A 21,639-nucleotide genomic window follows, 5' to 3' on the forward strand; every position below is an offset into this window, starting at 1 on the left:
GATCAGCGACGCGCGCGCGTCACTCTTCCCGCTCCATCGTGCATTGCAGCGGGTGCTGGTGCCGACGAGCGAAATCCATCACCTGGCCCACCTTGGTCTCGGCGATCTCATGGCTGAACACACCCACCACGGCAACGCCCCGTTTGTGTACTGTCAGCATCACCTCGAAAGCCTGCGCATGGTTCATGCCAAAGAATCGTTCGAGCACATGCACGACAAATTCCATCGGCGTGTAATCGTCATTCAGCAAAAGAACCTTGTAGAGCGGCGGGCGCTTGGTCTTGGGCCGCGTTTCGACCAGGACCGAGGAATCCCCGTCGTCATCCGATTTGTCCGACATGGTAATGGGCCAGGGCTGCATCGTGTTGCGGTTTCCGGTTTGCTTGTCTTGGTCGCGTTGGCGTTAATATAACGTTTCGCACTGGCAGGAAAAGGGACAGCGTGACAGGCGATGGCGGCAATTCTCACAACGGTTGGATTCGATGCCGATGATACGCTCTGGCACAACGAGCGTTTCTTTCACCTCACGCAACAGCGCTTCGCCGATCTGCTGGCCGATCACGCCGACAAGGACCACCTGATGGATCGTCTTCTTGCCGCCGAGCGCAAGAACATCGGCCATTACGGGTATGGCATCAAGGGATTCGTCCTGTCGATGATCGAAACCGCAATCGAAGTGACCGAGTCGCGCGTACCCGCCAGCGTGATCCGCCAACTGATCGAGGCCGGTCAGGACATGCTCGCGCATCCGATCGAACTCCTCCCCCATGCGCGCGAAGCGGTCGAAGCGGTCGCCGACACGCATCGCGTGGTCCTGATCACCAAGGGTGATCTTCTCGATCAGGAACGGAAACTGGCGCAATCGGGCCTGGGGGATCTCTTCGACGCGGTCGAGATCGTGTCCGAGAAATCCGCCCCGGTCTATACCCAGATCTTCGCCCGGCACGGCTCGGGCATCGAACAGGCGATGATGGTCGGCAATTCGATGCGCTCCGACGTGGTGCCCCTCGTCAATGCCGGCGGCTGGGGTGTCTACGTGCCCCACGGGCTGGAATGGGAAATCGAAAAGGCCGACCCACCAAGCAATTCCGACCGGTTCCACGAACTCGGTGACCTTGGCGATCTGGCGGATCTCGTCGCCTCGCTGCGCTGAGTGTTGCAAACGCGCCGCAGCCAAAACGAAAAACACGGCGCACGCGGCCCCATTTCCGCCACATTTACATGTCTTGAGGTCAATTTCCGGGCAGACCCCACATCTTGGCCCCGCGACGGTTCGAAATGAACTTCCGGCCACAACCTGCGGGTTTATTTCGAAAACACCCTGTGCTAGCCTCATTTCAATAATGAAAGAAATGCGCCAGCCGGAAAACCGGCGGCCCGAGGCAGACAGAGGCAATGACCGTGCAGGTTCGGCGATTCCGACCGGCCCATTTGGGCCTGACGATTCTTACGTTGATCTGGCTATGTGCGCTGGCGCCAATTGGCGCGCTTGCAGCTCCATACGCCGCCATGGTGATCGACGCACGCACCGGAGAGGTGCTCCACTCCCGCAATGCCGATACACGACTACATCCGGCATCGCTCACAAAGATGATGACGCTCTACATCGCCTTCGAGGCGGTGCGAAACGGCGAGATCGACCTGGATACGCAGGTGCGCATCCCGGCGGCGGCCGCGGCCGAACCGCCGTCGAAGCTTGGCCTGCGTACCGGTCAGCGAATCGCCTTTCGGTACCTGATCCGGGCATCGGCGGTGAAATCGGCCAATGACGCGGCAACGGCGATCGGCATCGCCATCAGCGGCTCGGAAGAGGCATTCGCCCGCCGCATGACGCGCACGGCCAAGGCGATGGGCATGACCCGGACCACGTTCAAGAACGCGCATGGCCTGACCGAAGAGGGCCACCTCAGCACTGCGCGCGACATGACCACGCTGGGCCGTCACCTGCTCTATGACTACCCGCAATACTACAACCTCTTCTCACGCCGCGAGACGCATGCCGGGATCAAGACGGTCGCCAACACCAACCGCCGCCTGCTGGCCGCTTACGAAGGCGCCGACGGCATCAAGACCGGGTACACCCGCGCCGCCGGGTTCAACCTCGTGGCCTCGGCCAAGCGGGGCGATGAACGGATCATCGCCACGGTGTTCGGTGGCAATTCAAGCTCCTCGCGCAACGCCAAGGTCGCCGAACTTCTCGATCTCGGCTTCCGCCGCGCACCCAGCCGCGCCCCGATCCGGCGTCCCGGTCGCCCGGCCTATGCCGGCAACAACGGGATCGGCAGCACGGGCAAGTCGATCCAGGTCGCCGCGGCCCCAAGCAGCAGCCTGCGCCCCCAACAGCGTCCAACCGCGCCCGCCATCGTCGTGGCCAGCGTTGCAGCCACCGCCCAACAGGACGAAAGCCGGATCCAGGCCGGTATCAGTGCCGCCATCGCCGAGGCAGACGTGATCGCAGCGGCCGAGGCGGACGCCGCCGGCCTGCGCCCCGTGGTGCGCCCCGAAACGATCGCGCTGGCCTCTGCCAGTGCCGCGGTCGCCGCCGAGCCCGACCAGGAGATCGTCACGCGCCTGTCCACCTCGGGCGGGCATCACTGGGGCATCAATGTCGGCCGCTACACCAGCCGCTACCAGGCCGAAAAGGTCTTGCTTCGCACCGCGCTGGCCGAGATGGCAACGCTCGACGGCACGCTGCGCAAGGTCAACCAGTCCTCCCGCGGGTTCGAGGCCACCTTCCAGGGCATGAGCCGCGATCAGGCCGACCTAGCCTGCCGGAGGCTCAAGGCTCGCAACGTCACCTGCTTCATGATCGGACCGTCATAAGATCCGACCGCCTACCTCGTAGATCAGGCCATGGACCCCAAGCCATGGCCTTTTTCTTTGCCTAACGCTCGAACATGCGCAGCTCGACCCCGCCAGCCTCAAGGCAGTGACGGACCGAGCGGGCGATCTCGACCGCGGCGGGCGTATCGCCGTGCAGGCAGATCGTGTCGATCGAGGTTTCCAGCCGCTTGCCGCTTTCGGTGATGATCGCGCCCTCGCGCACCATGTTCAGTATGCGCGGCCCGGCCAGGTTCGGGTCGTGGATCACGGCGCCGGGCAACGACCGGTCAACAAGCGTCCCGTCATCGTTATAGGCCCGATCGGCAAAGATCTCGCCCACCCATTTGCAGCCGAGGTCGCGCACCACCTCCTCCTGGGCCGTCGCGCAAAGCACCATGATGATGATGTCCGGGTCGACATCCAGCGCCCCCTCGTAACAAGCCCGCGCCATCCCCGCATCGACCATCGCCATGTTCGACAAGGCGCCGTGCAGCTTGAGGTGGCGCACCTGCGTGCCCAGCGCACGCGCCATGCCCTGCGCCGCGCCGAACTGGTAGCGGACAAGGTTGCGCAGGCTGTCATGCGGCACTGTCATCTTCCGGCGTCCAAAGCCCTGAAGATCGGGAAAGCCCGGATGCGCGCCGATCCCCACGCCCTTGTCCGCCGCGATGCGCATGGTCCTGGCCATCACGTCCGGATCGCCCGCGTGAAATCCGCAGGCGATATTGGCGCTGGTCACCACATCGAGAAGCGCGGCGTCGTCGCCCATCGTCCAGGGTCCGAAACTTTCGCCCATATCCGCGTTCAGATCGACATGTGCCATCATTTCTCTCCTTCGTCGGTGGCGGAGACGACCCCGCCGATCAGTTGATACGATAACAGGTCGGCCATCCCGGCCGGGTCGCGGACCAGCGGCGCGACCTGCCCCGGCAGGCGCGCCAGTTCGGCCTCGGCCTGTCTCTGTGCCGCAACCGCCTCGTCCAGCCGCAGGAACCGAAACCGGATCTCTGCCCCGGCCGGACATTGCGCCGCGCGGGCAAGGTCGCAGGGAATGACCGTCGCGATGCGCGGATAGCCCCCGGTCGTCTGGCATTCCGGCAGCAGGATGAACGGCTCTCCGGTCCCCGTCATCTGGATATCGCCGATGGCGATCACCTCGGACAGGACGTTGAGTTGCCCGCGCGCAGCGAAGCCCTCGCCCTCGCTATCCAACTTCACGCCCATCCGGTTTGCGCGCTGACTGCGCCGGAACACGGTGGCCGCGAACCGCGCGCGGATATCACCGTCGAAAAGCGCGCTCTGAAAGCTTTCGACAACGCGCAGCGTGCCGCCTGAAAACCGGTCTTCGACCGTCAGTGTCATCCCCGGCTTCGCTTTGCCACCGCCCACCGGCAAGGTCTGGCCCGCCTCCACTGGCGAACCGATCCCCGCCACCAGATGAGAAGACCGGGAATCCAGGAAAGGCTGCGTCGCAATCCCGCCCGCTACGTGAAGGTATCCGTAAACACCCTGCTGCACCGCGCCGATCGACAGGCGCTGCCCCTTGGCCAGCCCGTGTGACGCGTTCCATGCCACGGGTGTACCGTCGATGGAGGCCTGCATCCGCGCCCCGGTCAGCGCCACCACCATATCGGCCTGCGCCTCGAACTCACCGCCCATGCCGGCCATCTCCAGCGCGGCCAGCATCGGGTCCTGCCCCAGCAGCGCCGCACCCTCGTGCAACGCGAACAAGTCGACGGCACCTGCACGCGACAATCCGTGATCGAGGTAACCGGTCCGCCCCAAATCCTGCACTGTGCAGGCCGGCCCGATGCGGTGCACATGCAGGCTCATGCCGAAATCTCCTCGACCTCGGCACCGCCATTGCCGTCGGCGTTGCGGCCCAGGACCCGGTCATAGTCCGCGCGCGTCACCGACTCGAAAATCACCTCGTCGCCAGGATTGAGCGCGAATTTCTCCGTCGCGTCCGGGCGGAAACAGCGAAACGCTGTCTGCCCCACATGCCGCCAGCCGGTCGGCGCCGTGTTCGAAAACAGCACGAATTGCGAAATCGCCAGCACCAGCGCACCCGGCGGCACGGTCGGGGTCAGACCCTGTTGTCGGGGGATGTCGAACGCCTCCTCCAAGGGACCGAGATATGGCTGCCCAGGAGCGAACCCGATGGTCAGCACCCGCACCCTTGCAGTGGACAGCCGCCGCACCGCCTCTGCCTCGTCGAGGCCCGCCAGCTCCGCCGTCTCTGCCAGTTGCGGGGCAAGCTCGGTGCCATAGACGGTCGGGATACGCCACAGCCTGCGGCCCTCGGGTAGCGGCACGCCGAACCAGTCGCGGGCGGCTACTATCTCTTGCAGGCGCGCCGCGATGGCCTCATGCGTGTTCTGCGAAAGATCAAAGCGCAGATAGGCCGAGGCCAACGAGGTCGAGGTCTCGATCACCCCCGCTATCGCCTCGGCCTGTATCTGGTCACGAAAAGCGATGGCCGCCCGGTTGGCCGGTTCCGACACGCGGTCGCCAAATGTGACCAGCATCCCGTCCAGACCGGCGCTGCGGATCACTGGAAACCCATCACCGACCATCCGTTTCTCCGGCTCGGACCCCATCGACCGCTCCCTGTTTCTGCCGTTGCGCAACATCGACCGTCACAATGGCAGGCAAACGGCGAAGGTCAACAAGCCTCCTCCGGCTGCCGATCCCGCCGCTTGAAGCCACCGGCACGACGCGGCAGTATCGCGCGATGAACGCAGATGCCGACACCCCGCGCCTCAAGCTGCGCATCGTCTTCGGCTCCGCCGGGATGATCGGCCCGGGCAAGGCCGAATTGCTGGAACGCATCGGGCAAACCGGCTCCATCGCCGCTGCCGGGCGCGACATGGGGATGAGTTACCGCCGCGCCTGGCAACTGGTCGAGACGATGAACGCGATGTTCTCGGAACCGCTTGTCCTGCGCGTGCGGGGCGGGGCCAGCGGCGGCGGCGCAAGCCTGACAGAGACGGGGCGCAGGGTCCTTGACGAATACCGCGGGATCGAGGACGCGGCCCGCGCGGCTGGTCAGGCAGGCATCGCGCGGCTGAACGCCATGCTGCGGGAACCCGACCCGACGAATTAACCCTTGCCCATCCCAATGGGCACAGCGATATTCCCCGACAAACATATCGGAACGCCTTCCTTGCAGACCCTCGTCTCGATCTTCCTGTTCTTTGCGCTTGCCTTCGGGATGGTGCAGCCGGCCCGCGCCGATGACCTGACCGTGTTTGCCGCGGCCAGCCTGCGCAACGCGCTTGCCGAGGCCGCCGCAAGCTTTACCGCCGAAACCGGGACCAATGTGACCGTCTCCGCCGCCGGTTCCTCGACCCTCGCTCGCCAGATCGAAATGGGCGCGCCTGCCGATGTCTTCGTCTCTGCCAATCCCGGCTGGATGGACAGGCTCGAAGAACGCGGCCGCCTCGTGGCCGGGACGCGCCGAGACCTTTTGGGCAATCGCCTTGTTCTGATCGGCAACGGTGCCAGCCCGTCCAGTCTCGGCCCCGATCTCGACCTTGCTGCGGCACTCGGGTCCGACGGCCGGCTGGCGATGGCGCTGGTCGATGCTGTGCCTGCCGGGATCTATGGCAAGGCGGCGCTGACCCGGTTGGGCCAATGGGAAAACGTATCGGCCCGCGTCGCGCAGACCGACAATGTGCGCGCGGCGCTGGCCTTGGTTGCGGTCGGCGCGGCCCCGCTCGGCATCGTCTATGCCACCGACGCGCAGGCCGAACCACGCGTCAGCGTGCTCTACCGCTTCGCCGAGGATATGCACCCGCCCATCATCTACCCCGCTGCCGCGATCGCAGGCGCAAACGAGGACCGCGCCCGCGCCTTCCTCGACCACCTGCACGGTGACGCCGCCCGCGCGGTGTTTCTTGAACATGGCTTCGCCCCGCTGACGGACACCCCGGATGGCTGAGATCGACCCCGAGGTCTGGCAAGCGGTGCGCCTGTCGCTCAAAGTGGCGATCTGGGCCACGCTCGCCGCCCTGCCGCCGGGGATATTCGTGGCCTATGCGCTGGTCCGCTGGCGCTTTCCCGGCCGGCAATTCCTGAACGGGCTCGTGCACCTTCCGCTGATCCTGCCGCCAGTCGTGACCGGCTACCTTTTGCTGCTGGCCTTCGGGCCCCAGGGTCCGGCCGGGCGCGCGCTGGAGCCTCTCGGCATCGTCTTCGCCTTCCGCTGGACCGGCGCGGCGCTTGCGGCAGGCGTAATGGCCTTTCCGCTGCTCGTCCGTGCGATCCGCCTCTCGCTCGAGGCCGTGGACCCGAAGCTCGAACAGGCCGCCGCAACGCTCGGTGCCTCAAGGCTCTGGGTCGCGCTGACGGTCACCGGCCCGCTGGTCCTGCCCGGCATTCTCGCCGGCGCCGTGCTGGCCTTTGCCAAGGCGATGGGAGAGTTCGGAGCCACGATCACCTTTGTGTCCAACATCCCCGGCGAAACGCAGACGCTGCCCTCGGCGATCTACGCCTTCCTGCAGATTCCCGGCGCGGAATCCTCGGTGGTGCTGCTCGTCCTGATCTCCATCGCCATCGCGATGGGCGCTCTGCTCGTGTCCGAGCTGATATCGCGGCGGCTTGCTGCATGGGTGGCGGGCAGATGACGCTGTCGGTCGCCATCCGGCACCAGTTGCCGGGCTTCGCCCTGGACGTGCGGTTCGATGCGCCGCCCGGCGTAACCGTGCTGTTCGGGCGCTCGGGATCGGGCAAGACCAGCATCGTGAACGCGGTCGCCGGGCTGCTGCGACCCGATGACGGGCGCGTTGCGGTAGACGGCGACGTACTGCTCGACACCGCGCGGAACGTCTGGATGCCCCCCCATCGCCGAAGGCTTGGCTACGTGTTCCAGGAGGCGCGCCTCTTTCCACACATGACGGTGCGGCAGAACCTGCTCTATGGACGGTGGTTCGCGCCCCGCAACGCCCGGGCCGAAGACCCCGACCACGTGATCGACATGCTCGGCATCGTCCATCTGCTGGGCCGACGCCCCGCCGCGCTGTCGGGCGGCGAGCGTCAGCGCGTCGCCATCGGGCGCGCACTGCTGGCCGCACCACGCCTGATCCTCGCGGATGAGCCGCTCGCCGCGCTCGACGACGCCCGCAAGTCCGAGATCCTGCCCTATCTCGAACGCCTCCGGGACGAGGTCGCCATCCCCATCCTCTACGTCACCCATTCGGCGGCAGAGGTCGCGCGACTCGCCACCTCGGTCGTTGCTCTTCAGGACGGGCGCGTTATCCGCCAGGGCCCCGCGGCCGAGGTCCTCGCCGATCCGGGCGTCGCCCCCGCCGGCATCCGCGCGGTGGGCGCGGTTTTGACCGCACAGGTCGTCGCGCATCATGCCGACGGGCTGACCGAGGTGCGGGCCGGCAGCGATACGCTGTTCCTGCCCCATGTCCCGCAGACTGCCGGTGACACCTTGCGCATCCGCATCGCCGCGCAAGAGGTCATTCTTGCCAGCAAGCGCCCCGAGGGCCTGTCGGCGCTCAATATCGTCGAAGGCGAGGTGCACAGCATCCGCCCAGGCTCCGGCCCCGGCGCATTGGTCTCCGTGCACTGTTCCGGCGGCACCCTGCTGGCACGGGTCACGCAACGCTCGCTTGCGACACTCGGCCTTGCCGAAGGCTCGAAATGCTTTGCCGTAATCAAGACCGTCGCCATCGCGCCCGAGGATATCGGCGGCTGATCCCTCGCGCCTGGCTCAGGACCGCGGGTAGCTTCCCGAGTGCTTGTAAATCGACCGGATCGTCCACTCGACCGCGTCGCGCATTGCATCGCCCAGCGCCTCGTCAAAGGCATAGGCGATGCCCGGCATCTCCGAGGTTTCCGAGCGGGTGATCTCCTCGAACGAGGCCGAGGCTATGATGCGGTCGTCGTAATCGTCGACGATCTTGACGTTCAGCCGCACGCGAACGTCAAGCGCATCGCTATCCGTGCCATCTGCCACGACCTGCGCCTGGAACTCACGCATGTCGGTGACGATCACGAAATCGGGCCGCAGTATCGCCGCCGAACGGCCGACGGCGCCGACCTTGCCGGTGTTTTCAAAGCTCTCGATCAGCAGCGCCTGCACGAAACGCGGCGCGCGGTCGATCCAGCGCGCATCGGGCAGGTACTGTACCTCCAGCGGCGAGGGCTGAACCGCGATCCGGTCCGTATCGACGGCGGCTGTGGCTGTCGGCTCTTCGATGACAAGCTGCTGGCGCAGTGTCGGCAGGTTCGCGGCAAAGGTGCTCTTGGGCGTCAGCAGGTAGATGTCGTTCGGCTCGGCCGCCTCGTTGAGAAGGCCCAGCCCGGCGCAGGCCTGCAACAGCATGCTGGACGCAAGAACAAGGATGATTCTGGCTTTCATCGGCGGAACTCCGGGTTCTGGGTGCCTAGCAGGAACCGGGCCGGATCACGCTCCAGCCGGGCCACGAGACGTTCGAGGTTACCGACCAGCCGGCGCGACTCGTCGATGAAGCGTTCGAACTGCGGCAGCCCCGAACGCAGAAAGTCGGATACTTGCCGGCGGTTGTCCTGCACGATGCCGTTGACCGTGCCAACAAGGCTCGACGCCGATTGCGAGGCCGACAGGATCTCGCCCGAGACCGAGTCGACGTCTTCGGCGATCGCGGCCACCGTGGTCGAGAACACGTCGACCGCGCCGCGCACATCGGCGACGATCGCGTCGATATCCTCGTCGATCACCTGGTTGACCGAGTCGAACGTGCTTTGTGCCGAGGTCAGCGTGCCTTCGGCGGTGTCCATCGCGCTGGTGATCGCGGTCAGCGTCTCGTTGGCCGTGGCAAAGGTTTCGGTCGCTGCCGCCAGCGTCGTCTCGCCCTGCCCCGCCAGCCCTTCGAGCCGCCCCGACAGGCTTGTCACGTTGCGCCCGACGCTGTCGATCACGCCGGTTGCGCTTTCGGCGGCGCGGCGGATCTCTTCCATCACCGCGGGCAGGTTGGCCTGGACGGTGTCGTTGATCGTCCCGATCGCCGCCCGCAGGTCGGTAGTGGCCTCTTGCGCATCGGCGATCAGCGCCGTCGCATCGCCCACTGTCAGGTCATAGATCTCGTCAGATGTGTTGGTGACTGAGGTGATCATCGTGTCGGCATTGATCATCGCCGACTCGAAGGCCGCAAGTGTTCCCTGCGCCTGCGTCAGCCGCTGCGAGGCAAGATCCAGCGCCTCGCGCGCCGTGCTCGACAGCGCCTGGCTCTCGCGGTCCAGCGTCGCCAGCGTCTCGGTCGCCTGGTCGATCAGTGGCGGCAGGCGTTCCTCGGCAATGCTCCGCGCCGTGGCGACCGTTTCTGCCGCATCGCGTGCCAGCGGGCGGATATCGGTTTCCAGAAGTTCCGTGGCCGTGTCCGAGGTCTGCCGTACCGATTCCAACGTCGTCGTCGCCTCGCGCGTGGCCGTCTCGAAGGCCTCGATCGCGCCCTCGCTCTGTACCAGCCGCGCCTGTAGCTCGGTGCCGACCTCCTGGTAGCGGCCCATCAACTCGGACGCCTCGCCACCAAGGTTCGCGACCTGCGTGTCCAGCGTGCTGGCTGCCGCGCGGACCTGTTCCACCAGTTCCGGCAGCCGCGTCTCGATCAGATCCTGTGCCGCGGCCAGTGTTTCCACAGCCGCCGGTTCGATCTGGCTGGCCAGTCGTCCGACCGTCTCGGCCGCCGTGGTCCCCTGCTGCACGAAATCGGTCAGCTCGTTCTGCATCAACCCATCGGCCGTATCAAAGGCGCTGCGCGCGGATTCCAGCGTGCCCACCGCCGTTTCCGTGGCCACCTGCGCCGACTCCAACGTCTCCGTGGCCGTGTTCAGCGTGACCTCGGCCGTGGCCGACAGGTTTTCGAGCGTTCCGGTGAAATTCGCGATCTCGCGCGCGGCCCCGCCCAGATCGGCCGAGAGCCCTTCGAAATCGGTCAGGACCTGGTCCAGCCGCCCCGAGGCCGAAGCGAGGTTGTCCAGCAACTCGGTTACCGCCGCGCGGTTCTCCTCGCTGACGACCTTGTTGATATCCTCCAGGAGCACCAGCGCCTGGTCCAGCACGGCCGGTGCACCCTCGAACAGCGATTGCAGCGCGCTGCGTTCGCTTTCGATCACCCCGCCATCCGGCATCCGCTCCGACTCCGCCGACCCACCGGACAGCGCGACATAGCTCACGCCCGTAACACCCTGGGATTCCAGCTTCGCTATAGTGTCGGTCTTGATCGGCGTATCCGCCGCGACCTCGATCCGCACGCGCACCTGCGACGGGTCGTCCTGGTCAAGGTCCATCGCGACGACCGAGCCCACCGGCAGGCCGTTATACCGGACATCCCCGGCAGTGTTCAGCCCCGAGACATTCTCGAACAACACGTCGTAATAGGAAAACTGCCGGTTCACATCGACCGCGGCCAGCCACAGCAGAAAGGCGAACGCGCCGATCAGGCCGGCAAGCGTGAAGGCGCCGATTAGCAGGTAGTTGGCCCGGGTCTCCATCGCAGTCGCTACTCGCCTTTTTTCTTGTCCTGCGCAGCACGCGCGCGCGGACCCGTGAAATATTCCTGCACCCAGGGATGATCGACCGAGGTCATGTCCTCGATGGGACCCTCTACCAATACCTTCTTTTCCGCAAGTACGGCAATCCGGTCGCAGATGGCATACAAACTGTCCAGGTCATGCGTCACCATGAACACGGTCAGCCCCAGCGCGTGCTGCAACTCTCCGATCAAGTCGTCATAGGCCGCCGCCCCGATCGGGTCGAGCCCCGCCGTCGGCTCGTCGAGAAACACGATCTCAGGGTCGAGCGCGAGTGCCCGGGCCAGCGCCGCCCGCTTGCGCATGCCGCCCGACAGCTCCGACGGGAACTTGCTCCCGGCATAGGCCGGCAGACCAACAAGGCTGATCTTCAGCTCGCCAAGCGATTTCATCAGCGTCGGGCTGATCTTCAACTGCTCGCGCATCGGGGCAAGGACGTTCTGCAACACCGTCAGCGAGGAAAACAGCGCCCCGTCCTGAAACGCGACGCCCCAGCGTTTCTCGACGCTGCGCCGCTCTTCTTCCCGACCGTTCAGAACGTCGACCCCCAGCACCTCGATCGATCCGGCCGCGGGCTTGTTCAGCCCGACGATCGTGCGCAGCAGCACCGATTTACCGGTACCCGACCCGCCGACGATCCCAAGAACCTCACCCCGCCAGACGTCGAGGTCCAGGTTTTCGTGCACCACCTGGCTGCCGAACCGGTTGACCAGCCCGCGCACGCGGATCACCGCCTCGCGTGCGTCGGCCTCCTGCCCGGTTGCGGGGTTCGCCGCTCCGTCCATCACACCCCCATCTTCGCGAAGAAGATCGAAAACAGCGCGTCGATGACGATCACCGCAAAGATGGACTGCACCACCGACGCCGTCGTGCGCCGGCCTACGCTTTCCGACGATCCGCCCACCTGGAACGCCTGCCAGCAGGCGACGATCCCGATCAGCACGGCAAAGAACGGTGCCTTGATCATGCCGATGGCCAGATGCCAGATATCGACATCCTGCAAACGTGTCGTGAACATGCCGGGGCTTACGCCCAGGTCGATCCAGCTCATCAGCGCCCCCCCGATCAGGCCCGAGATGTTGGCGATGAAGCCAAGGATCGGCAGCATGATCACCAGGGCCAGAACGCGCGGCAGCACCAGCACCTCGATCGGGTCAAGGCTGAGCGTGCGCATCGCGTCGATCTCTTCCTGAACCTTCATCGCGCCCAGCGACGCGGTAAATGCCGAACCGGACCGGCCCGCCACTATGATCGCGGTCAACAGCACGCCCAACTCCCGCAGGATCGAGATGGCGATCAGGTCGACGACAAAGACCTCGGCCCCGAACTGGCGCAACTGCGTCGCGCCCTGAAAGGCCAGCACGATACCGATCAGAAACCCCATCAGCGCCACGATGGGCACCGCGCTGAACCCAACGATCTGCATCTGCGACACCAGCGCGGGCCACCGCACCCGCCACGGCCGGATCAGCGAACCTCCCAGCTTTGCCAGCGTCTCGCCCAGAAAGCTGAGGATCGACAGCGAGTCCTTGCCCGACGCGGCCATGCTTTCGCCAATGCGCTCCACCCAGCCGCGGAACCCCTCGGTGCGGGCTTCCTCGGGCGGCGCCTCGGGCAGGCTTTCCATCACGGTTTCCAGCAGCGCGGCGTGGGGCTGCGACGCCCCCTCCATCTGCACCTTCGTGCCCTCGGCCTCCAGCCGGCGGATCAGGTCGGCGATCAGCCATGCCCCGCCGGTATCCATCGCCTCCATTCCCGACAGGTCCAGCCGCACGGTCCCGCCCTTCAGCCGCGCCTCGGCAAAGCTCTGCTCGACCGCGTCCAGCGAACGCGTCAGCAACCGGCCTGCACAGCGCAGAACAGGGCCGTCCGGGGTTTCTTCGACTGTCAGCTCGGCGGCGGCCATGGGCAGCTTTCCGGAAGTGGATTCGGCAATTCAGCAATAGTACCGAATTACCTGTGGATACAATGCACCTTCGGCCCTGCATCGCAGTTCGGACAGCTTTGGGCTGGCAGATGACGCACGGGCATGTAAGCTGCCGCTGCTGCACCACGGGAGGAAGATCATGTCCGGCAAACCTTGCATCATCTGCGTCGCCATCACCGGCTCGGTTCCGAAGAAATCCGACAATCCCGCCGTGCCCATCACGGTGGCCGAGCAGATCGAAAGCACGCAAGAGGCGTTCGAGGCCGGTGCCTCCATCGCGCATTGCCACGTGCGTCTCGATGACGGCACGCCCAGCTCGGACCCCGAGCGCTTCGAACGCCTGCTCGAAGGCCTGCACAAGCATTGCCCCGGCATGATCGTGCAGTTCTCCACCGGGGGCCGGTCGGGATCGGGCCGCGAACGGGGTGGCATGCTGCCCCTGAAACCCGACATGGCGTCGCTCACCGTCGGCTCCAACAACTTTCCCACCCGCGTCTACGAAAACAGCCCCGACCTCGTGGATTGGCTGTCTTCGGAGATGCTCAAATACGACATCAAGCCCGAGATCGAGGCCTTCGACCTCAGCCATATCGTTCAGGCCGCGCGCATGCAGCGGGACGGGCGGCTCAAGGGACCGCTCTACATCCAGTTCGTAATGGGCGTGAAGAACGCGATGCCTGCGGATGAACGGATCTTCGATTTCTATGTCGAAACCGTGCAGCGCATGGCCCCCGACGCGCAATGGTGTGCTGCCGGGATCGGACCCAACCAGATCGTCCTGAACGAGTGGGCCGCCAGCCGCGGCGGACACCTGCGCACCGGGCTCGAAGATAACGTGCGGCTCGACAAGTCGACGCTGGCGCCGTCGAACGCCGCCCTGGTGCGCCGCGCGGTCGAGGTATGCGAGAAATATGACCGCCCCGTCGCCGGCTGGCAGGAGGCCCGCCAGATCCTCGGCCTGCGCCCCGCCGCATGAGACCCGCCTAGGACAGGTCGAAGTCCGGCAGGCTGTCCAGCGCGGCCTTCAGCGCATCGCTCCAGCCCTGCGACAGGCTTTGGAAATAGGGATCATGCCCTTCGATCCGGCCCGTGCGGCCGGTCACCAGAGAGCCTTCCTCGTACAGGTGATAGTCGAAGGGCGCCCCGACAGACAGGTTCGCCTTGACCGTCGAATCGAAACTGACGGCCAATAGCTTCATCGCCGCCTCGAACGTCATGGCCGAGTTGTAGGCGCGCACCAGGATCGGCCGACCGTACTTGGTCTCGCCGATCTGGAAAAACGGCGTGTCCCCGCAGGCCTCGATGAAATTGCCCTCGGGATAGATCAGGAACAGGCGCGGCGGCCCACCCGCGATCTGCCCGCCCAGGATCATCGTCGCGTGAAAGGCGCTATCGGCCTGCATGCCCGCCTGCGCATGCTCGTCGATGACCTCTTTCAGCGTGTCGGCCACCAGCCGCGCGGCCTGGAACATCGACGGCACGCCCAGTATCGTCGGCGTCCGGTCGTCGGGCGATTTCGTGCGCTCGTCCAGCAGGCTGACCACCGCCTGCGTCGTGGCAAGGTTGCCCGAGGACAGCAGCGTGATCAGGCACTCGCCCGGCTGCTCCCAGATCGACATCTTCGGAAAGGTAGAGATGTTGTCCACCCCCGCATTGGTGCGGGTGTCAGACATGAAGACGAGCCCGCGGTCGAGCATCATCCCAACGCAATATGTCATGCAGGCCTCACTGCTGCGCCACGTCGATCTGCACGTCCAGCTCCTCGCCGGCGCCACCGATCCGCATCCCCGATACCGGAGCTGCCTCGGCATAGTCCAGCCCCGTTGCGACACGAACGTAACGGGTATCCGGCGAAATACCGTTCGAGATGTCGAAACCGACCCAGCCCAGCCCCTCGACATGCGCCTCGGCCCAGGCATGCATCGCTTCCTGCGAGATACGGTCATTCAGCATCAGGTAACCCGAGACGTAGCGGGCCGGGATGCCCAGCCTGCGCGCACAGGCAATGAAGATATGACTATGGTCCTGGCAGACGCCGCGACCGGCCTCGATCGCCTCCTCCGCGCTCCAGTCCGGCTCCGACGCGCCCACCTCGTAGGCCACTGCCTCGCGGATGGCGGATGACAGTCTGTGCAGACCGTTCAGCTGATCGGACATGTCCATGCCCCTGACGAGGTCGCGCACACCTGCGCGCGCCTCGGTCCGGGGTGTCGTGGACAGGTACAACCACAGGGGCACCGGGCCGCGATGGCGTCCGACGATACCGTGGCCGTCATCGATCTCGACCTCGCCCTCGCACAGGATCTCGAGGTCGGTGGTGTCCCGGTCATAGCTGATAAGCTCGGTCAGGTTGTGGTGATGGTCCTCGAATGACAGCTCACGCTTGCCGCCGGTGACCTCTGTCCGCCAGTTCACGACGCGCTGGTGATGCGCCGATTTCGGTGTCTTGCGGATCTGCTGCAAGGCGAAATGCGCAGGCTCGGCAAAGCGATAGCGGGTGACATGGTTGATCTTCAGGCGCATGGGATCACTCGTAGAACCTGTAATCTATTTCGATCTGTCGCGCGACCTGCCCCAACGAGGACAGCATCGCCTGTATGTATTCGTGCAGCCCGTAGTCGAATATCGCGTCCACGTCATGCGACAGGAACCGCGACTGGATCTGCTCGACGATCTTCAACGACTCGCTGGGCGTCAGCGACCCGGCATTGAGATAGCGCATGTTGTCGCGCAGCTTGCCCACGCAAAAGGCCAGGCTGCGCGGCATGCAGGGATCAAGGATCAGGAAATGCACGATCTCGCGCGGCCCGCCGCCGGGGCCGTATTTCATCCGGAAACCGCCCCCGGCCGACACCGACCGCAGGATGCTCTCCCATTGAACGTTGTCCAGCGAAGAGCCGACGGAACTGACCGATGGCAGCAGGATGTAATACTTCACGTCAAGGATGCGCGCGGTATTGTCGGCCCGCTCCAGAAAGGTGCCGATCCGCAGGAAATCGTAGATGTCGTTGCGCATCATGGTGCCGTGGACCATCCCCCGAACCAGCGCGGCGTTCTGCCGGATGTCGCGCATGACCGCCGGCAGATCGCGCTCGGATACCTTGCGGCCCAGCAGGTCCTTCATCCGCATGAAGGACGCATTGATCGCCTCCCAGACCTCGCCGGTGATCGCTGTGCGGACCATCCGCGCATTCTGCCGGGCGGACTCGATCGACGACCGGACGGATGACGCATTGCGCCGGTCCCGCAGCATCCAGTCGATGGCCCCTTCCTTGCTCATCTCGTCGTGCGACTCGCGGTACCCGGCATAGGACCCGGCCGATTGCAGGATCGACGCCCATTCCTCTTCGCCATGCCCCATCCGGGTCAGCGCGATGCGCTGGCCGGTCTCGACAAGGCGCGCGGTATTCTCGGCACGCTCCAGATAGCGCGACATCCAGAACAGCCCGTTTGCGGTTTTGCCCAGCATCGCCCTCAGTCCTCCAGCACCCAGGTATCCTTGGTCCCGCCCCCTTGCGAGGAATTGACCACCAGCGACCCTTTCTTCAGCGCCACCCGCGTCAGCCCCCCGGGCGTGACATGGATGCGCCCCGGACTGACCAGCACGAAGGGTCTCAGGTCCACGTGGCGCGGCGAAAGGCCCGACCGCGAAAAGATCGGCACCGTCGACAGGCTCAATGTCGGCTGCGCGATATAGTTCGACGGCCGCGCCTTCAGCTTGTCGCGGAACGCCGCGATCTCCTTCTTGCTCGCCGTGGGCCCGATCAGCATCCCGTAACCGCCCGAGCCATGCACTTCCTTCACCACCAGGTCGGCAAGGTTGTCGAGCACATAGGCCAGCGCCTCCGGCTCCGAACAGCGCCATGTCGGCACGTTCTTCAGCAGCGGCCGTTCACCGGTATAGAACTCCACGATCTCGGGCATGTAGCTGTAGATCGCCTTGTCATCGGCAATCCCCGTTCCCGGCGCGTTGGCGATGGTAATCCCGCCCGCGCGATAGACATCCATGATCCCCGGCACGCCCAGCGCGCTTTCCGGGTTGAAGTTGAGCGGATCGAGGAAATCGTCATCGACCCGGCGATAGAGCGTGTCGATCGCCTTGTAGCCGTGGGTGGTGCGCATCGCCACGCGCCCGTCCACCACGCGCAGGTCGTGCCCCTCGACCAGCTCCACACCCATCTGGTCGGCAAGGAAGGCATGTTCGAAATAGGCCGAGTTGTAGATGCCGGGGGTCAGCACCGCCACCACCGGCTCCTCCGACGCGCAGCCGGGCGCCGAGGCCGCCAGCGACCGGCGCAGGTCCCTCGGGTAATTCTGTACCGGCAGCACCCGGTTCTGCGAGAACAGCTCGGGAAACATCTGCAGCATCGTCTCGCGGTTCTCCAGCATGTAGCTGACACCCGACGGCGTGCGCGCATTGTCTTCCAGCACGTAGAACTCGCCCGGTCCGGTCCGTACCAGGTCGATGCCCACGATATGGGTATAGACACCGCCCGGCGGGTCCACCCCGATCATCTCGGGCAGAAAGGCCGCGTTCCGGCTGATCATCTCGACCGGGATCCGCCCCGCCTTCAGGATCTCCTGCCCGTGGTAGATGTCGTAGAGAAAGGCGTTGATCGCGCGCACGCGCTGCTCGATGCCCCGCGACAGCCGGTGCCACTCGGTCCCCGAGATGATGCGCGGAATGATGTCGAACGGGATCAGCCGCTCCTCGGCCTCGGCCTTGCCATAGACGTTGAAGGTGATGCCCGTCAGCCGGAACAGTTCGTCCGCCTCGCGCTGCTTGGCCCGCAGCCGCGACGGGTCTTCCTGCCCGAACCAGTCGTGAAACCGACGATAGGGCTCGCGCAGGTTGTCGCCCGTGTCCCACATCTCGTCGAAACGCGCATTCTCCGTCATCGAAGATCCTTTCGGCTCTGCCTGACCTGGACTTGCAGCCTCCACCATATCGCGCGGCCTTGTCAAAGTCCGGTGCGTAGGAGCTCTGCCCAAGCGCCTTGCACCACCAGCTTGCCCCAAAATTAGGCTGTTCGTCCAATATTTTAGCAAACGCCTCGGCGCGGGCCACGGTTCCCCGCCCTGCCCGCCCGTGCACGCGGATGACAAATCGGCCCGGCCTGTGCCATCATGCCGACAGGGTTGAAGGGGGGCATCGATGATCACGGAAATCGTAACGTTTCGCATTCCCGGCGATATGGATCGCGACAGGGTCGTCGCACTGTTCGAGGAAAGCGCCGCAATCTGGCGCCAACACCCTAAACTGCATCGCAAGAACTATCTCTACGACCCCGAGGCCGGAATAGCCGGCGGCGTCTATACCTGGGACAGCATCGCCGACGCCAAGGAGGCGCATGGCGCGGCGTTCATGGCCCGCGTTGCGGAATCCTTCGGCAGCACGCCGACCTTCCAGTATTTCGAAACGCCGGTGGTGGTCGACAACCATTCTTCTTGACCGCGCCCGGCACGGCCTTGGGCCGCACTGCGGTCAGCCCAACCCTTCGGCCCCGAAGGTCAGGATGACAGGCACGACAAGGTCTTCTTCATCCTCGAGATGCTGCCCGATCCGGTGTTCCAGGTCGGCCAGCCCGTCGCGAAACTGCGCTGCCAGCATCTGTGCCTGCGCATGCTCCACCCCCTGAATCGCCGCATTTGCGCGTGTCACGAAATCGTTCAGCAGCCCATCCAGTGCATGGTGATCCGCATCCAGAAGGTCGAAGCCCGCCGCGATCCGCGGGTCCTTCTGACGCAGCAGCGGGAAGTAATGGTGGTCCTCGATCTGGTGATGCCCGTGCAGCTGGTTCACGAAAACCCCGCCGAACCGGCTGATCGACCGCGCAAAATGCACGGCGTCGCTCTTTGCATCGAGAAAGCGTTCGGTCTCATGGCCCATACGGTCCATCAGGTCGCGAAACATCAGGTGACGTTCCAGCCAGAACCGGACCAAGCCGTCAAAGCCGGGATGCATCTGCCATCCCTCGCGCGGGCAGTCTTCCAGGAGCACCCGCAGCGCATCCGGCAGGCCATCCCGCTCGCCCAGGGCGAGACCGTTCATCGCATCAGCCATTTATCGGGCCTACCGTCGTTCAAGGGGTGTCCGGGCGACCGCGCCGCCCGGACAGGTTCCGTCACTTACGCGACCAAGTCGAACCGGTCTGCATTCATGACCTTGGTCCACGCCGCCACGAAGTCGCGCACGAACTTCCCGGCATTGTCGTCCTGCGCATAGACCTCGGCATAGGCCCGCAGGATCGAGTTCGAGCCGAACACAAGGTCCGCGCTGGTCGCGGTCCACTTGACCTCACCCGTCTTGCGGTCGCGGATCTCATAGCTTCCGTCGTCCATCGGGTGCCAGCTATAGGCCATGTCGGTCAGGTTCACGAAGAAGTCGTTGGTCAACTGGCCTTCGCGGTCGGTGAACACGCCATGCTTGTTGCCACCATGGTTCGCGCCCAGAACCCGCATCCCGCCGACCAGCACGGTCATTTCCGCCGCGGTCAGCCCAAGAAGCTGCGCCTTGTCCAGCAACAGCTCTTCCGGCGCGACGGCGAACTTCTCCTTCTGCCAGTTGCGGAACCCGCAGGCCAGCGGCTCCAGCACGTCAAAGCTTTCGGCATCGGTCTGCTCGTCCGTCGCGTCGCCACGACCGGGGGCAAATGGCACATCGACATCATGGCCGGCCGCCTTGATGGCCTGTTCCAGCCCGACATTGCCCGCCAGCACGATCACGTCGGCGACAGAGGCGCCGGTTTCCGCCGCGATCGGCTCGAGGATACCCAGAACCTTGGCCAGACGCTCGGGCTCGTTGCCGACCCAGTCCTTCTGCGGGGCCAGACGGATGCGCGCGCCATTCGCGCCGCCGCGCTTATCCGACCCGCGATAGGTCCGCGCGCTGTCCCATGCGGTGGCGATCATCTCGGCCGAGGACAGGCCGCTCGCCGCGATCTTGGCCTTGACCGCCGCCACATCATAAGATGTCGAACCCGCCGGGATCGGATCCTGCCAGATCAGGTCTTCGGCCGGCACGTCAGGTCCGATATAGTTGACCTTCGGCCCCATGTCGCGATGGGTCAGCTTGAACCATGCCCGCGCGAAGGTGTCGGCGAAATACTCGGGATCGGCACGGAACTTCTGGCAGATCTCGTTATAGATCGGGTCGACCTTCATCGCCATGTCGGCATCGGTCATCATCGGCATGTCGCGCTTGGACGGGTCCGAGGCGTTCACCGGCTTCTTGTCGTCCGGCATGTTCACCGGCTTCCACTGGTTGGCACCGGCAGGCGACTTGGTCAGTTCCCACTCGTAGTCGAAGAGGTAGTCGAAATACCCCATATCCCATTGCGTCGGATGCTGCGTCCACGCACCCTCGATCCCCGAGGTGAACGCGTTCGCCGCCTTGCCTTCCATGCCGGGGTTGTCCCAGCCAAAGCCCTGCGCATGCACCGGGCAGCCTTCGGGCTCGGCACCGATATTGGCGTGATCGCCCCCGCCATGCGCCTTGCCGACGGTGTGTCCGCCACAGGTCAGCGCAGCGGTCTCTTCGTCGTTCATCGCCATCCGCGAAAACGTCTCGCGCACGTGCTTTGCGGTCCTCGCCGGATCGGGCTGGCCATTCACCCCCTCGGGGTTGACGTAGATCAGGCCCATATGGACCGCCGCCAGCGGGTTGTAGAGCGTTGCGGTGTCGTCCAGATCCTCATACCGGTTCTCGGACGGGGCAAGCCATTCGCTCTCGACACCCCAGTTCACGTCCTGCTCGGGCGCCCACACGTCTTCACGACCAAAGCTGAAGCCGAATGTCTTCAGGCCAAAGCTTTCATAGGCCATGTTCCCGGCCAGGATGATCAGGTCGGCCCAGCTCAGCGCGTTGCCATATTTCTTCTTGACCGGCCACAGCAACCGGCGGGCCTTGTCGAGGCTGGCATTGTCGGGCCACGAGTTCAGGGGCGCAAAACGGATGTTGCCGGTGGCCGCGCCGCCGCGCCCGTCGCCCATGCGGTAAGAGCCTGCCGAATGCCACGCCAGGCGGATCATCAAGCCGCCGTAATGCCCCCAGTCCGCGGGCCACCACTCCTGGCTTTCGGTCAGCAACGCCTTGACGTCCGCCTTGACCGCCTCGAAATCCAGCGCCTTGACCGCTTCGCGATGGTCGTAATCTGGGTCCATCGGGTTCGTCCGCGCCCCGTGCTGGTGCAGGATGTCCAGGTTCAGACCCTTGGGCCACCATTTGGTGACGCTGTTATTCGTGCCGGTGTTGCCACCGTGCATGATCGGGCAGCCGCCCGCCGTGTCGATGTTGTTGCCGTCCATGAATCACTCCCTTGTGCGAACAGTCCCGTCGACCGCTCTCTGGAATCGTTCTAACAAAC

22 protein-coding genes are annotated in these 21,639 nt (G+C 65.1%); 8 read left to right on the plus strand and 14 right to left on the minus strand.

Translation table 11 applies throughout. The features are described 5' to 3' along the window. Nucleotides 1–19 precede the first annotated feature (19 nt). Complete coding sequence (gene clpS / locus ACFORG_RS12045; RefSeq protein ID WP_386735755.1) at nt 20–361, minus strand: ATP-dependent Clp protease adapter ClpS; 342 nt, start codon at nt 359–361, stop codon at nt 20–22. Between the two features lie 90 nt (nt 362–451). Between clpS and ACFORG_RS12050 the strand changes: the two genes are divergently transcribed. Continuing rightward, nucleotides 452–1,153 carry an HAD family hydrolase gene (locus ACFORG_RS12050; protein WP_386735756.1) on the plus strand — a complete coding sequence of 234 codons (702 nt, stop codon included), beginning with the start codon at nt 452–454 and terminating at the stop codon, nt 1,151–1,153. A gap of 242 nt (nt 1,154–1,395) precedes the next feature. After that, a complete protein-coding gene (locus ACFORG_RS12055) occupies nt 1,396–2,823 on the plus strand; it encodes a D-alanyl-D-alanine carboxypeptidase family protein (RefSeq protein WP_386735757.1) in 1,428 nt (475 codons plus the stop codon). A 61-nt stretch (nt 2,824–2,884) separates the two neighbouring features. On the opposite strand, the gene ACFORG_RS12060 is transcribed toward ACFORG_RS12055, so the two are convergent. The 3 genes from ACFORG_RS12060 to ACFORG_RS12070 are packed head-to-tail and all read right to left on the minus strand — an operon-like array spanning nt 2,885 to nt 5,423. After that, complete coding sequence (locus tag ACFORG_RS12060; RefSeq protein WP_386735758.1) at nt 2,885–3,649, minus strand: LamB/YcsF family protein; 765 nt, start codon at nt 3,647–3,649, stop codon at nt 2,885–2,887. Beyond that, on the minus strand, nt 3,646–4,656 hold the full coding sequence (locus ACFORG_RS12065) for a 5-oxoprolinase subunit C family protein (RefSeq protein WP_386735759.1): 1,011 nt from the start codon (nt 4,654–4,656) through the stop codon (nt 3,646–3,648). The genes ACFORG_RS12060 and ACFORG_RS12065 overlap by 4 nt, the downstream gene beginning before the upstream one ends. Then, nucleotides 4,653–5,423: a 5-oxoprolinase subunit B family protein gene (locus ACFORG_RS12070; protein ID WP_386735760.1), complete on the minus strand. Its 771-nt coding sequence runs from the start codon at nt 5,421–5,423 to the stop codon at nt 4,653–4,655. The genes ACFORG_RS12065 and ACFORG_RS12070 overlap by 4 nt, the downstream gene beginning before the upstream one ends. A 134-nt stretch (nt 5,424–5,557) precedes the next feature. On the opposite strand from ACFORG_RS12070, the gene ACFORG_RS12075 reads away from it, so the two are divergent. The 4 genes from ACFORG_RS12075 to modC are packed head-to-tail and all read left to right on the plus strand — an operon-like array spanning nt 5,558 to nt 8,530. After that, nucleotides 5,558–5,929 carry a winged helix-turn-helix domain-containing protein gene (locus tag ACFORG_RS12075; RefSeq protein WP_386735761.1) on the plus strand — a complete coding sequence of 124 codons (372 nt, stop codon included), beginning with the start codon at nt 5,558–5,560 and terminating at the stop codon, nt 5,927–5,929. 60 nt (nt 5,930–5,989) lie between these two features. Next, a complete protein-coding gene (gene modA / locus ACFORG_RS12080; RefSeq protein ID WP_386735762.1) occupies nt 5,990–6,766 on the plus strand; it encodes a molybdate ABC transporter substrate-binding protein in 777 nt (258 codons plus the stop codon). Further along, nucleotides 6,759–7,451, plus strand: a complete 693-nt coding sequence (modB, locus tag ACFORG_RS12085; protein ID WP_386735763.1) for a molybdate ABC transporter permease subunit — start codon at nt 6,759–6,761, stop codon at nt 7,449–7,451. The genes modA and modB overlap by 8 nt, the downstream gene beginning before the upstream one ends. Then, the gene (gene modC / locus ACFORG_RS12090; protein WP_386735764.1) at nt 7,448–8,530 is read left to right on the plus strand and encodes a molybdenum ABC transporter ATP-binding protein; all 1,083 of its coding nucleotides are present in this window, start codon (nt 7,448–7,450) and stop codon (nt 8,528–8,530) included. Before modB ends, modC begins: the two co-directional genes overlap by 4 nt. A 15-nt stretch (nt 8,531–8,545) precedes the next feature. Here modC and ACFORG_RS12095 read toward each other — a convergent pair whose 3' ends face one another. The 4 genes from ACFORG_RS12095 to ACFORG_RS12110 are packed head-to-tail and all read right to left on the minus strand — an operon-like array spanning nt 8,546 to nt 13,252. Next, on the minus strand, nt 8,546–9,196 hold the full coding sequence (locus tag ACFORG_RS12095) for an ABC-type transport auxiliary lipoprotein family protein (protein ID WP_386735765.1): 651 nt from the start codon (nt 9,194–9,196) through the stop codon (nt 8,546–8,548). Then, nucleotides 9,193–11,307 carry an MCE family protein gene (locus tag ACFORG_RS12100; protein ID WP_386735766.1) on the minus strand — a complete coding sequence of 705 codons (2,115 nt, stop codon included), beginning with the start codon at nt 11,305–11,307 and terminating at the stop codon, nt 9,193–9,195. Before ACFORG_RS12100 ends, ACFORG_RS12095 begins: the two co-directional genes overlap by 4 nt. 8 nt (nt 11,308–11,315) lie before the next feature. Then, a complete protein-coding gene (locus ACFORG_RS12105; protein WP_386735767.1) occupies nt 11,316–12,131 on the minus strand; it encodes an ABC transporter ATP-binding protein in 816 nt (271 codons plus the stop codon). Next, nucleotides 12,131–13,252 (minus strand): ABC transporter permease, encoded by a 1,122-nt coding sequence (locus tag ACFORG_RS12110; protein WP_386735768.1) that lies wholly within the window; start codon nt 13,250–13,252, stop codon nt 12,131–12,133. Before ACFORG_RS12110 ends, ACFORG_RS12105 begins: the two co-directional genes overlap by 1 nt. Nucleotides 13,253–13,412: 160 nt before the next feature. Here ACFORG_RS12110 and ACFORG_RS12115 point away from each other — a divergent pair, with 160 nt between their 5' ends. Next, nucleotides 13,413–14,249: a BKACE family enzyme gene (locus tag ACFORG_RS12115; protein ID WP_386735769.1), complete on the plus strand. Its 837-nt coding sequence runs from the start codon at nt 13,413–13,415 to the stop codon at nt 14,247–14,249. A gap of 7 nt (nt 14,250–14,256) precedes the next feature. Here ACFORG_RS12115 and ACFORG_RS12120 read toward each other — a convergent pair whose 3' ends face one another. The 4 genes from ACFORG_RS12120 to ACFORG_RS12135 are packed head-to-tail and all read right to left on the minus strand — an operon-like array spanning nt 14,257 to nt 18,172. Then, nucleotides 14,257–14,991: a peptidase gene (locus ACFORG_RS12120; RefSeq protein WP_386735770.1), complete on the minus strand. Its 735-nt coding sequence runs from the start codon at nt 14,989–14,991 to the stop codon at nt 14,257–14,259. A 7-nt stretch (nt 14,992–14,998) separates the two neighbouring features. After that, nucleotides 14,999–15,796: a transglutaminase family protein gene (locus tag ACFORG_RS12125; RefSeq protein WP_386735771.1), complete on the minus strand. Its 798-nt coding sequence runs from the start codon at nt 15,794–15,796 to the stop codon at nt 14,999–15,001. 4 nt (nt 15,797–15,800) lie between these two features. Beyond that, entirely contained in the window at nt 15,801–16,742 is a 942-nt protein-coding gene (locus tag ACFORG_RS12130) for an alpha-E domain-containing protein (RefSeq protein ID WP_386735772.1), read from the minus strand. A 5-nt stretch (nt 16,743–16,747) separates the two neighbouring features. Further along, complete coding sequence (locus ACFORG_RS12135) at nt 16,748–18,172, minus strand: circularly permuted type 2 ATP-grasp protein (protein ID WP_386735773.1); 1,425 nt, start codon at nt 18,170–18,172, stop codon at nt 16,748–16,750. A gap of 256 nt (nt 18,173–18,428) precedes the next feature. On the opposite strand from ACFORG_RS12135, the gene ACFORG_RS12140 reads away from it, so the two are divergent. Then, a complete protein-coding gene (locus ACFORG_RS12140; protein WP_386735774.1) occupies nt 18,429–18,725 on the plus strand; it encodes a hypothetical protein in 297 nt (98 codons plus the stop codon). A 33-nt stretch (nt 18,726–18,758) separates the two neighbouring features. Here ACFORG_RS12140 and ACFORG_RS12145 read toward each other — a convergent pair whose 3' ends face one another. Further along, on the minus strand, nt 18,759–19,337 hold the full coding sequence (locus tag ACFORG_RS12145; RefSeq protein ID WP_386735775.1) for a hemerythrin domain-containing protein: 579 nt from the start codon (nt 19,335–19,337) through the stop codon (nt 18,759–18,761). Nucleotides 19,338–19,402: 65 nt separating this feature from the next. Next, nucleotides 19,403–21,580, minus strand: a complete 2,178-nt coding sequence (gene katG / locus ACFORG_RS12150; protein ID WP_386735776.1) for a catalase/peroxidase HPI — start codon at nt 21,578–21,580, stop codon at nt 19,403–19,405. Nucleotides 21,581–21,639: the final 59 nt, after the last annotated feature.

This window comes from Lutimaribacter marinistellae (genome assembly GCF_042648365.1).
GTDB classification, from domain to species: Bacteria; Pseudomonadota; Alphaproteobacteria; order Rhodobacterales; family Rhodobacteraceae; genus Lutimaribacter_A; species Lutimaribacter_A marinistellae.